Origin of the sequence: Cellulomonas sp., from assembly GCF_035634735.1 — a bacterium.
Classification (GTDB): domain Bacteria; phylum Actinomycetota; class Actinomycetes; order Actinomycetales; family Cellulomonadaceae; genus Cellulomonas.
Genome location: NZ_DASQCJ010000229.1, coordinates 17,828 through 28,780 on the forward strand (window position 1 = coordinate 17,828; position 10,953 = coordinate 28,780).

Annotated in this window: 11 protein-coding genes and 1 pseudogene; 3 read left to right on the plus strand and 9 right to left on the minus strand. The window is 76.8% G+C overall.

The genetic code is table 11. From position 1 onward, the window contains the following. Window positions 1–146: 146 nt before the first annotated feature. The 5 genes from VER05_RS18360 to VER05_RS18380 all read right to left on the minus strand — a co-directional run bounded on the left by VER05_RS18360 (window position 147) and on the right by VER05_RS18380 (window position 5,274). Window positions 147–797 (minus strand): peptide deformylase, encoded by a 651-nt coding sequence (locus VER05_RS18360; protein ID WP_324846760.1) that lies wholly within the window; start codon window positions 795–797, stop codon window positions 147–149. A 94-nt stretch (window positions 798–891) separates the two neighbouring features. Beyond that, window positions 892–2,241, minus strand: a complete 1,350-nt coding sequence (gene glmM, locus VER05_RS18365; RefSeq protein WP_324846751.1) for a phosphoglucosamine mutase — start codon at window positions 2,239–2,241, stop codon at window positions 892–894. Window positions 2,242–2,390: 149 nt separating this feature from the next. After that, a complete protein-coding gene (gene rpsI / locus VER05_RS18370; RefSeq protein ID WP_324846752.1) occupies window positions 2,391–2,879 on the minus strand; it encodes a 30S ribosomal protein S9 in 489 nt (162 codons plus the stop codon). Between the two features lie 35 nt (window positions 2,880–2,914). Next, window positions 2,915–3,361: a 50S ribosomal protein L13 gene (gene rplM / locus VER05_RS18375; protein ID WP_147794330.1), complete on the minus strand. Its 447-nt coding sequence runs from the start codon at window positions 3,359–3,361 to the stop codon at window positions 2,915–2,917. 209 nt (window positions 3,362–3,570) lie between these two features. Beyond that, the gene (locus VER05_RS18380; RefSeq protein WP_324846753.1) at window positions 3,571–5,274 is read right to left on the minus strand and encodes an ABC-F family ATP-binding cassette domain-containing protein; all 1,704 of its coding nucleotides are present in this window, start codon (window positions 5,272–5,274) and stop codon (window positions 3,571–3,573) included. Window positions 5,275–5,362: 88 nt separating this feature from the next. On the opposite strand from VER05_RS18380, the gene VER05_RS18385 reads away from it, so the two are divergent. Continuing rightward, entirely contained in the window at window positions 5,363–5,782 is a 420-nt protein-coding gene (locus VER05_RS18385; RefSeq protein ID WP_324846754.1) for a DUF5709 domain-containing protein, read from the plus strand. A gap of 74 nt (window positions 5,783–5,856) precedes the next feature. Here the strand turns inward: VER05_RS18385 and VER05_RS18390 are convergent, their stop codons facing one another. Next, window positions 5,857–6,804: a tRNA pseudouridine synthase A gene (locus VER05_RS18390; RefSeq protein ID WP_324846761.1), complete on the minus strand. Its 948-nt coding sequence runs from the start codon at window positions 6,802–6,804 to the stop codon at window positions 5,857–5,859. Window positions 6,805–6,866: 62 nt separating this feature from the next. After that, window positions 6,867–8,228 carry an ADP-ribosylglycohydrolase family protein gene (locus tag VER05_RS18395; RefSeq protein WP_324846755.1) on the minus strand — a complete coding sequence of 454 codons (1,362 nt, stop codon included), beginning with the start codon at window positions 8,226–8,228 and terminating at the stop codon, window positions 6,867–6,869. Between the two features lie 43 nt (window positions 8,229–8,271). On the opposite strand from VER05_RS18395, the gene VER05_RS18400 reads away from it, so the two are divergent. Then, window positions 8,272–9,045: an ROK family protein gene (locus VER05_RS18400; protein ID WP_324846756.1), complete on the plus strand. Its 774-nt coding sequence runs from the start codon at window positions 8,272–8,274 to the stop codon at window positions 9,043–9,045. Between the two features lie 25 nt (window positions 9,046–9,070). Here the strand turns inward: VER05_RS18400 and VER05_RS18405 are convergent, their stop codons facing one another. After that, window positions 9,071–9,502: a VOC family protein gene (locus tag VER05_RS18405; protein WP_324846757.1), complete on the minus strand. Its 432-nt coding sequence runs from the start codon at window positions 9,500–9,502 to the stop codon at window positions 9,071–9,073. 107 nt (window positions 9,503–9,609) lie between these two features. On the opposite strand from VER05_RS18405, the gene VER05_RS18410 reads away from it, so the two are divergent. Continuing rightward, window positions 9,610–10,620 carry a helix-turn-helix transcriptional regulator gene (locus tag VER05_RS18410; RefSeq protein WP_324846758.1) on the plus strand — a complete coding sequence of 337 codons (1,011 nt, stop codon included), beginning with the start codon at window positions 9,610–9,612 and terminating at the stop codon, window positions 10,618–10,620. Between the two features lie 119 nt (window positions 10,621–10,739). On the opposite strand, the pseudogene VER05_RS18415 reads toward VER05_RS18410, so the two are convergent. Next, window positions 10,740–10,953, minus strand: a pseudogene (locus VER05_RS18415) (hypothetical protein); the annotation flags it as partial.

Consider the following 10,953-nt stretch of genomic DNA (forward strand, 5'->3'; position numbering starts at 1 on the left):
CGGCGGCCGGGGTCCGCCTGGCGGCGGAGCGGCACCGTCCGCACGGACGACCCTGTGCGCCCAGTGCACCACGCGGGTCCGACACGGGTCACGGGGATTCGGTGACGCCCCGGTGAACGCTGCGCCGCGCGCCGGCGGCGGGGGGCTCAGCCCTCGAGCGGGAACCCGAGCGTGCGCGCCGCCTCGGTCGGCCGCGGCTCCGTCGCCCAGTGCGCGCCGAGCTCGTCCGTCGCCGACAGCGAGCGCGGCTGCGCCCGGTCCAGGTACAGCGTGCCGTCGAGGTGGTCCGTCTCGTGCTGCACGATCCGGGCCGGCCAGCCCTGCACCACCTCGTCCAGCGGGGCGCCCGTCTCGTCCAGCCCGGTGAGCCGCAGGCGGCGCAGCCGCGGGACGACCGCCTGGTAGCCGACGACGCTCAGGCAGCCCTCGTAGAAGGACACCCGCTCGGGCTCCTCCCCCGGCACCGGCCCGTACGCCGGGTTCACCAGCACGCGGAACGGCAGCGCGGGGCGGTCGCGCACCCGGCCGGTCTCCGTCTCCCCCGCGCCGGGGTCGGCCAGCACGGCGACCGCCAGCGGCAGGCCGATCTGCGGCGCGGCGAGGCCCACGCCCGGGGCCGCGTGCATCGTCCGGCGCATCAGCGCGACCAGCGCGGCGAGCTCGTCGTCGCCGACCTGCCCGTCGAACGGCACCGCCCGCATCCGCAGCGCGGGGTGCCCGGCCTGGACGATCGGCACCGTGCCCGACGGGTCGGCCGCGCCCGCGTCGAGCAGGCGCAGCACGTGCTCGCGCACCACCGCCGCCGGCCAGGTCGCCTGCGGCGCCTTGCCCGCCCCGAGGCTCTCGCCCGCCCCGGCGGCCCCGCCCGTCGTCGTCACCGCGCCCCGGCCCTCAGAGCGCCAGGCGGTCGCGCACGACGTCGGCCAGCTGCGCGGCGACGCGGTCGGCGTCGTCCTGCGTCGCGGCCTCGACCATCACGCGCACCAGCGGCTCCGTGCCCGACGGGCGCAGCAGCACCCGGCCGGTCGACCCGAGGGACGTCTGGGCGGCGCCGACGGCGGCGGCCACGTGCTCGTCCGAGCCCGCGCGGTCCTTGTCCACGCCCGGCACGTTGACCAGCGTCTGGGGCAGCCGGCGCACCACCGCGGCCAGCTCGCTGAGCTTCTGGCCCGTGGCGGCCACGCGGGCCGCGAGCTGCAGCGCCGTCAGCGTGCCGTCGCCCGTCGTCGCGTGGTCCGCGAGGATCACGTGGCCGGACTGCTCGCCGCCCAGGTTGTAGCCGTGCGCGCGCATGGCCTCGAGCACGTAGCGGTCGCCCACGCCGGTCTCCACCGTCCGCACGCCCGCCGCCTGCATCGCGAGCCGCAGGCCGAGGTTGCTCATCACGGTGACGACCAGCGTGTCGTGCGTCAGAGCCCCGCGCTCGCGCAGGTCGAGCGCCAGGACGCCCATGATCTGGTCGCCGTCCACGAGCGCGCCGGTGTGGTCGACGGCCAGGCAGCGGTCGGCGTCGCCGTCGAAGGCCACGCCGAGGTCCGCGCCCGAGGCCACGACCGCGGCCTGCAGCTGCTCGGGGTGCGTCGAGCCGCACGCCTCGTTGATGTTGCGGCCGTCGGGCGACGCGTTGATGACCACCACGTCCGCGCCGGCCTCGCGCAGGGCGGCCGGGCCGACCTCCGACGCCGCGCCGTTCGCGCAGTCGACGGCGACGCGCAGGCCCGTCAGGTCGTGGGTCAGCGTGGACACGAGGTGCTCGACGTACTGCTCGCCGGCGCGGCCGGTGTCGGAGCGGATCCGGCCGACCGCGGCGCCGACCGGGCGCTCCCACGCCCCGCGCAGCCGCTGCTCGATCGCGTCCTCGAGCTCGTCGTCGAGCTTGTGGCCGCCCCGGGCGAGGAACTTGATGCCGTTGTCCGGCATGGGGTTGTGCGACGCCGACAGCACGACCCCGAGGTCCACGTCCAGCGCGCCGGTGAGGTGCGCGATCGCGGGGGTCGGCAGCACGCCGACGTTCAGCACGTCCACGCCCGCGCTCGCCAGGCCCGCGGCCACGGCGGCGGACAGGAACTCGCCCGAGGCACGCGGGTCGCGGCCCACCACGGCGCGGGGGCGGTGGCCGGCGAACTCGCCGCGCTGGCCGAGCACGTGCGCGGCCGCCACGGACAGGTCGAGCGCGAGCTCCGCGGTCACGTCCCGGTTCGCCAGGCCGCGCACCCCGTCGGTGCCGAACAGTCGTGCCATCGAGGACTCCCTCGTCGTCGGGCCGCCGGTGCGGCCACGTGCCTCGTGCCAGGGCCCGCGCGTCACCGCGTCGGGCCCGGGCACCGGAACGGCCGGTGGCCCCGAGGACGGAACCTCGGGACCACCGGCCGCGGTCGCTGATGCGGGGATCAGCGCTTGGAGTACTGCGGGGCCTTGCGGGCCTTCTTGAGACCGGCCTTCTTCCGCTCCACGACGCGCGGGTCGCGGGTCAGGAAGCCGGCCTTCTTGAGCGCCGGGCGGTTGTGCTCGGCGTCGATCTCGTTCAGCGCGCGGGCGATGCCCAGGCGCAGCGCGCCGGCCTGGCCGGTCACGCCGCCGCCGCTGATGCGGGCGATGACGTCGAAGCGGCCCTCGACCTCCACCAGCTTCAGCGGGGAGTTCACGAGCTGCTGGTGCACCTTGTTCGGGAAGTACTCCTCGAGGGTGCGGCCGTTGATCTTCCACTGGCCGGTGCCGGGCACCAGGCGCACGCGGGCGATCGCCTCCTTGCGGCGGCCCAGGGCCTGGCCCGGAGCCGTGAGGCTCTGGCCGCGGCCCGCGGGAGCGGCCGTCTCGGAGGTGTAGCTGCTGGGCGTCTCGCCGCCCTCAAGGTCGATGTCGACCGTGGTCTCGGCCATGTGTTTCGCGTCCTGTTCCGGTGTGCTCGAGGGCGTCAGCCCTGCGCGACCTGGGTGATCTCGAAGGGCTTCGGCTGCTGGGCGGCGTGCGGGTGCTCGGCACCGCGGTAGACCTTCAGCTTCGAGAGCTGCTGGCGGGCCAGCGAGGTCTTCGGGAGCATGCCACGCACGGCCTTCTCGACCGCACGCTCGGGGTGCTTGTCGAGCAGGTCGGTGTACGTGGTCGCCCGCAGACCACCCGGGAAGCCCGAGTGGCGGTAGGCGAGCTTGGTCTCGCGCTTGTTGCCGGTCAGCGCGACCTTGTCCGCGTTGATGACGATGACGAAGTCGCCGCCGTCCACGTGCGGGGCGAAGGTCGCCTTGTGCTTGCCGCGCAGCAGCGTGGCGACGTGGGTGGCGAGGCGGCCCAGGACGACATCGGTCGCGTCGATGACGTACCAGTTCCGCTGGACGTCGCCGGGCTTCGGGGTGTACGTGCGCACGGTCGTTGCCTTCTCTATGTCTCTGACTGTGTCCACGGCAATCCCGTAGAAGCCGGGGTCAGCCGATGAGTACCGTCGGTGCGTCGCCCGTGGACCGGTGAGTGGGAACGCACCAGGGTCGACACCGACGGACGCACAACGACTCACCAGGGTAGCCGCCGGTCCCGGGGGCGGTCAAAGCGACGTCGGTCACCGCCCGGCGCCCCTGCTCAGCGCGCCCGCGCCACCCGCCCCGCGTCCCACACGGGCTCCGGCGTCTCCACGACCGCCCCGTCCTCCCCGAACACGAGGAACCGGTCGAACCCGCGCGCGAACCACCGGTCGTGCGTCACCGCGAGCACCGTGCCCTCGAACGCCGCGAGCCCCGCCTCCAGCGCCTCCGCCGAGTGCAGGTCCAGGTTGTCCGTCGGCTCGTCGAGCAGCAGCAGCGTCGCGCCGCCGAGCTCGAGCAGCAGGATGTGGAACCGCGCCTGCTGCCCGCCGGACAGCGTCTCGTACCGCTGCTCCGCCGACGCCACCAGCTCGTAGCGGTCCAGCGCCTTGCTCGCGGGCTCCCGGCCCATCCCCGGCCGGCGGCCCTCGCCGCGGTGCAGGATCTCCAGCAGCGTGCGGCCGGCGAACGCCGCGTCCTGCGCGTGCTGCCGGTTCTGCGCGAAGAACCCGGGGACCACGCGGGACCCGAGCCGGGCGACCCCGGTGTGCTGCACCGGGTCGATCGGCATCTCCCCCTCAGTGCTTGTGCCCGACCCCTGGTCGGGATGCGGGTCGCTGCCGCCCGCCGCGAGCAGCCGCAGGAAGTGCGACTTGCCCGACCCGTTCGACCCGAGGACGGCCACGCGCTCGCCGAACCACACCTCGAGGTCGAACGGCTGCATCAGGCCCGTGAGCTCCAGCCGCTCGGCGACCACCGCGCGCTTCGCCGTGCGCCCCCCGCGCAGCCGCACCCGCACGTGCTGGTCGTGGGAGACCACCTCCGGCGGCCCGGCCTCCTCGAACTTACGCAGCCGGGTCTGCGCCGCGGAGTACCGCGACGCCAGCCCGTCGTTGAACGCCGCCTTCGTCTTGAGCGTGTTCACCAGGGTGACCAGCTTCTGGTGCTCCTCGTCCCAGCGGCGCGCCAGCTCGGCCAGCCGCTCCCGGCGGGCCTCCCGGGCCTCCGTGTAGGTGGTGAACGTGCCGCCGTGGATCCACACCGTCGCGCCGGCCCGCGCGGGCTCCAGCGTCGCGACGTGCGTCGGCACGCGGGACAGCAGCTCGCGGTCGTGGCTCACCAGCAGCACCGTCTTGGGGCTGTCCAGCAGCCGGCGCTCCAGCCAGCGCTTCGTCGGCACGTCCAGCGCGTTGTCCGGCTCGTCGAGCAGCAGCACCTCCTGCGGGCCGCGGAGCAGCGCCTCCAGCGCCAGCCGCTTCTGCTCCCCGCCCGACAGCGTCCGCACGGTGCGGTGCTGGGCCCTGTCGAACGGGATCGACAGCACCGCGTCCGTCACCCGGTCCCAGTCCGCCTCGACCTCGTAGCCCCCGACGTCCGCCCAGTCCGCGAGCGCCTGCGCGTACCGCATCTGCGACGGCTCGTCGTCGACCGCCATCATGTGCAGCTCGGAGGCCGTCAGCTCCGCCGCCGCCGCGCCGATCGCGCCCGTCGCCAGCGACGCGAGCAGGTCGCGCACCGAGCGGTCGTCGGCGATCCGGCCCACGTCCTGCCGCATCACGCCGAGCCCGCCCGTGCGGACCACCGCGCCGTCGTGCGGCTGCTCGTCCCCCGCCACGATCCGCAGCAGCGTCGACTTGCCCGCGCCGTTCGGACCCACCAGCGCCGTGCGCTGCCCCTCGCCGACCCGCAGGTCGACACCTCCGAGCAGCGGCCGGCCGTCGGGGAGCACGTAGCGCACGTCGTGCACCTCGAGATGACCCATGGGGTCGATCGTCCCAGGTGCGGGCGCGCCTCCCCAATCCGATATCCGTGCGGTGGCAGCACGGGGGGTGCGGTGCCAGGCTCGACGCATGAGCGAGAACACCCCTGCCACGAGCACCGACGCCGCCACCGGCGCCGAGGGCGACGCGGACCAGCTCCCCGCCGAGGACACGCTGGTCGGACGCGGCGTCGACGACCTGCTGGACGAGGGCTACAGCCCGCCCGAGCGCCCGCGCCCCGCGTCCAGCCACTTCGGCGAGACCGCGTGGGAGGAGTCGCGCGGCGAGACCCTCGACCAGCGCGTCGCCCAGGAGGAGCCCGACGTCTGGGACGACCCGGACCGCGCGCCCGACCCGTCCCGCGAGCCCGACCGCGCCGGCCGGCTGCTCGAGGACGACGACGCCGTGGAGTCCGGCGGCAACGACCAGTTCGCGCTGGACGCGGGCGTCGACGGCGGCGCGGCGAGCGCCGAGGAGGCCGCCGTCCACATCGTCGACGAGGAGGACTGACTCCACGCCTCCTCCCGGCGGATGAGGGCGGGCGGCGGGCACGGGTGCGGGGGCACCGGCGTCCGCCGTCCGCGTCACCCCTGCGCGGGATCCGTCGCGGGGTGGGCCGGGGCGGGCTCGGCGGCGCCGGGCGTGGGCGTCGCGGGCGTCGGGGGCGCGTGCACGTCGTCCGCCGACCGCATCGCCCGCGTCCGCAGCTGGCGCTCCGCCAGCTCCGCGTCCGGCGGGTACACGACCTCCTCCAGCGTGAGCCCGTGCGCGGCGACCACCGCGCTGCCCGGGTCCCGCCGCCCGCCGACCAGCAGCTCCGCCGGCCAGTCCACCGATCGCCGGCCCTCCCCCACCGCCAGGCTCGCGCCCACCAGGGCCCGCACCATCGAGTGGCAGAACGCGTCCGCCCGCACCGTCGCCACCACCAGCCCGGCGTCCGGCCCCGCCGCGGGCCGCTCCCAGGTCAGCTCGTCCAGCGTGCGGATCGTCGTCGCGCCCGGGCGGGGCTTGCAGTACGCCGCGAAGTCGTGCCGGCCCAGCACCCGCCCCGCCGCCTCGTCCATCGCGGCCACGTCCAGCGGGCGCCGCGTCCACAGCACGTGCGCGCGGCGCAGCGGGTCGCGCAGCGCCGGGTCGTCGCACACCCGGTAGACGTAGCGCCGGGCGACCGCCGAGAACCGGGCGTCGAACCCCTCCGGGGCGACCCGGACCGCGGTGGCCACCACGTCCGGCGGCAGCACCCCGCCCAGCCGGGTCAGCAGCGACTCCTCCGGCGTGCGATCCGACCGGCCCGGCACCGCGGCCCACGCCCCGGACGGGACGTCCACGTGCAGCACCTGGCCGCGCGCGTGCACCCCCGCGTCCGTGCGGCCCGCGACCGTCACCCGCGGCGGGGCGTCGCCGCGGTGCTCCGAGCGCAGCACCAGGGCGAGTCCGTCCTCGACCACGCCCTGCACCGTGCGCAGGCCGGGCTGGCGGGCCCAGCCTGCGAAGTCCGTGCCGTCGTAGGCGAGGTCCACGCGGACGCGCACGGGCGGGGCGTCGGGGGTCGGGGGCGCGTCCGGGGTCGGGGGCGCGTCCGGGGTCGCGGCGGTCACGGGACCACCACCGTCTCCGGCGCCTCGCCCTCGGGCAGCTGCACCACCGTCCCGCCGAACCGGGCCTCCCCCGCGCGCAGCGGCCGACCGTCGACCCACACCCGGCCCGCCAGCACCTCCGCCGAGGCCGTCGTCCCGTCCGCGTACTGCGCGGTGAACCCGCCGGTGAACGACGTGTTGAACAGGCCGACCGGGCGGCCCGCGGCGTCCGTCGCCCACCGCGTGCACCACCCGCACACGTGGCCCGCGTACCGCTCGAAGAACCGCTCGCGCGTCCCGCACAGCGGGCAGACCTGCTGCTCCGGCGCCGCCGGGACCCCGGGGCCGCCCTGGGCCGTCGCCCGACCGAGCGCGCCCAGGCGACGCCCCGCGAGCCCCGGCCAGCCGTGCACCGCCCGCGCCCACACGTCCGGCACCGCGGTGTCGCCGTACCGCGCGCCCAGCAGCGCGCCGGCGATCGCCGCCACCGTGTCCGTGTCGCCGCCGATCCGCACCGCGGCGGCCAGCGCCAGCGGCAGGTGCACCTGGCCCGGGGCCTCGACCCCCTCCGGCAGCGGAGGCACCGACCGGGCGATCGCGTGCCAGGCCGCCTGCAGCGCCGTCACCGTGAAGCCGTTCGCCCGCAGGTCAGCGGCCGGGCGCGGGGACGCCGCGTCGTCGAGCCAGCCGCGCCACGCGTCTCGGCGGTCCGGCGGGAGCAGGTCCAGCCCGGCGTGCACGTCCAGGCGGCGCTCCACCACCGCCAGGCGCACCGCCTCCGACCACAGCACGCACGAGTCGCCCGCCAGCGGGTCCGGGTGCGTCAGCCCCGCGACCGCGCGCGCCGCCGTGGCCGTCGCCACGCGGTCGTCCAGCGCCACGAGGCCCACCACGCCCGTGCGCATCAGCGCACCGTTCCCCGCCGTGCGGCCCGTCGCCGCGTGCAGCTCCCCCGCTGCCGCCCGCAGCCGCGCCGCCGCTCCGCCCGCGCGCCCGGCCGCCCCGGCGAGCACCGTGGCCGTCTGCGTCCCGACGTCGCTCGCGCCGCCCGTGCGCCACGCCTCGAACCCCGCGGCGATCTCGTCCAGCTCCGCCTCCGAGCGCAGCCCGCCGCCCCGCGCCGCCACCCGGGCGACCACGACCGACATCTGCGTGTCGTCGCTCCACTCGCCCGGGGCGTACGGCCCGAGCCCGCCGCCGCGCATCACCGGCAGCTCGCCCGCCGAGGGGGGCTCCGCGAACTCGTAGGGCACCCCCAGCGCGTCACCCGCGGCCTGCGCGAGCAGCACACCGGAGGCGCGGTCGAGCACCCCGCGGTCGAGAACGGGGGGGCCGGAGGTGGTCGCGGAAGAGTCCGGGCGGGAGAACTGGTCGGGCACGCCCCCGAGGGTACGGGCCGGGCGCCTGCTCTACCGTGGTCCGGTGCCCACGCCCGACCCCGCCCCGTACACCCTCGCCGTCGACTGCGGGGGCGGCGGCATCAAGGCCTCCGTGCTCGACTCCTCGGGCACCCTGCACGCCCCGGCCGTCCGCGTGCCGACCCCGTACCCCCTGCCGCCGTCCCGGCTCGTCGACACCATCGCCGACATCGCCGACCGGCTCCCGCCCTTCCAGCGGGCGACCGTCGGCATGCCCGGGATGATCCGGCACGGCGTCGTCGTCGCCACCCCGCACTACGTCACCCGCTCCGGTCCGCACACCCGCGTCGACCCCGAGCTCGTCGAGGCCTGGTCCGGCTGCGACATCCGCGCCGCCGTCTCGCAGCGCCTCGGCGTCCCCGCCCTCGTCCTCAACGACGCCGAGGTGCACGGCGCCGGCGTCGTCTCCGGCACCGGCGTCGAGCTCGTCCTCACCCTGGGCACCGGGCTCGGCTCCGCCCTGTTCGACGGCGGCCGGCTCGCCCCGCACCTCGAGTGGTCCCACGCCCCCGTGCGCCGGCTCACCACCTACGACGAGTACATCGGGCAGATCCAGCGCGCCCGGCTCGGCGACGGCCTGTGGTCCCGGCGCGTCCGGCAGGTCGTCGAGGGCCTGCGGCCCGTCGTCCTGTGGGACCGGCTCTACCTCGGCGGCGGCAACTCCCGGCAGATCACCCCGCAGGTGCTCGCCCGGCTCGGCGACGACGTCGTCGTCGTGCCGAACCAGGCGGGCATCGTGGGCGGCGTGCGCGCGTGGCAGCTCGGCGGCGACGCCTGACCCGGCCCCGCCGCCCCTCGCCCGCCTAGCCCGCGTACGGCGCCGCGACGTCGAGCACCCACGTGACCCCGAACCGGTCACGCACCATGCCGTACAGCCGCGCCCAGCCCGACGGCCCCAGCGGCACCACCACCGTGCTCTCCGCCGAGCCCCCCGCGAGCCGCTCCCAGAGCGCGGTGATCTCCTCCGCCGACTCCCCGCGCACCGACACGTAGAACGCGTCCGTGCCCGCGTCCCACGGGCGCGACCCCGGCACGTCGAACGCCATCACGTGGAAGCCCTGGTCCGACCGGACCTCGCCCCAGATCACGTGGTCGGCCTCTGCGGCGTCCGCGACCGCGCCGGCGTCGGCGTACGTGGCGATGCTCAGCGCCCCGCCGAACACCTCCTGGTAGTGCTCCAGCGCGGCACGGGCGGCGCCGCGGAAGTTCAGGTGGGTGGTGGTGGCGACGGTCATGGTGGCTCCTCGGTCGAGGGGGGCGCGCCGGCCGGTCGACCGGCGCAGCGCCACTCTCGCGGGCGTTCCGGACAGGTCGTGTCCGGTATGCGCGGCAGACTGGCCGCGTGCCCACGACCGCGCCCCGGCTGCTCGCCCTGCTGTCACTGCTGCAGACCCGTCGCGACTGGCCCGCCGCGCTCCTCGCGGACCGGCTCGACGTCACCGACCGCACCGTCCGTCGGGACGTCGACCGGCTACGTGAGCTCGGCTACCCGATCACCAGCACCCGCGGGCGCGAGGGCGGCTACCGGCTCGACGCGGGGGCCCGTCTGCCGCCGCTGCTGTTCGACGACGAGCAGGCCGTCGCCCTGACGATCGCCCTGCGCACCGCGGCGGCGTCGGGGGCGGGGGTCGGGGAGGCGGCCGAACGCGCCCTGCGGACCGTGCGGCAGGTCCTGCCCACGCGGCTCGCTCACCGGGTCGACGCCGTGCCGGTCACCGTCGTCCCGGCACCGGGCGCCCCGAGCGTCGACCCGGCGGTGCTCACCGCGATCGGTGCGGCCGTGCGGGCGCGCGAGGTCCTGCGGTTCGACTACGTCCGAGCGGCGGGCGCAGGTGCCGACGGGGCTCCCGTGGACGACGGGCTCTCCCGCCGGGTCGAGCCGCACCACCTCGTCGCGCGGGCCGGTCGCTGGTACCTCGTGGCATGGGACCTCGACCGTGACGACTGGCGGGTGTTCCGCGCCGACCGCGTCCGGCCGCGCACTCCGGGAGGGGCGCGGTTCGCCCCACGGGAGCTCCCGGGCGGGGACGTCGAGGCGTTCGCCGCCGCCCGGTTTCGCGGCGCCACCACGGCGGACGGCGGCTGGCCGTGCCGCGGGACGCTGGTGCTCGACGCCGACGCCCGGGACGTCGCCCCGTTCGTGACGGACGGGGTCGTCGAGGACGTGGGCGGGGGCCGGAGCCGCGTCACGCTGGGCTCGTGGTCGTGGGTGGCCCTGGCGGCGTCGGCGGCGCGGTTCGACGCCGAGGTGCTGCTGGTCGCGCCGCAGGAGCTCGCCGACGCCTGCTCGCTGCTGGCGGACCGGTTCAGGCGGGCCGCCGACGCCGGACGGGGACCGAGCCCATCCGCATGACCCCGGGCGTCGGCCGACCTCGGTCGGGCTGGACGGCGCGCGGACACCGCGTGTCGTCGACGTGGCCGGCGGCGAGGCCCATCCGCCAGCCTCCGGTCAGGGCGCCAGCGGGACGACGGTCAGAACGCGGGCGCCGGGTCCGGGGGACGCGGCGGTCGGGCGAGGTGGAGGGTCGGCTCCTCGGTCCCGGGCCGGACGCGGAAGGCGTGCCCGGTGGGGGTGCGCCAGACGAACTCGCCGGCGGTGGGTTGGTGCACGCGCAGGATGCCGGCGGTCTTGAGCCGGTGGTGGGTGCGGCACAGGGGCCCGAGGTTGTGGGCGCAGGTGGTCCCC

Excerpts from the sequence above, each read along its gene's own strand:
- glmM (WP_324846751.1), bottom strand. The coding sequence starts at position 2,241 with ATGGCACGACTGTTCGGCACCGACGGGGTGCGCGGCCTGGCGAACCGG.
- rpsI (WP_324846752.1), bottom strand. The coding sequence starts at position 2,879 with ATGGCCGAGACCACGGTCGACATCGACCTTGAGGGCGGCGAGACGCCC.
- VER05_RS18380 (WP_324846753.1), bottom strand. The coding sequence starts at position 5,274 with ATGGGTCATCTCGAGGTGCACGACGTGCGCTACGTGCTCCCCGACGGC.
- VER05_RS18385 (WP_324846754.1), top strand. The coding sequence starts at position 5,363 with ATGAGCGAGAACACCCCTGCCACGAGCACCGACGCCGCCACCGGCGCC.
- VER05_RS18405 (WP_324846757.1), bottom strand. The coding sequence starts at position 9,502 with ATGACCGTCGCCACCACCACCCACCTGAACTTCCGCGGCGCCGCCCGT.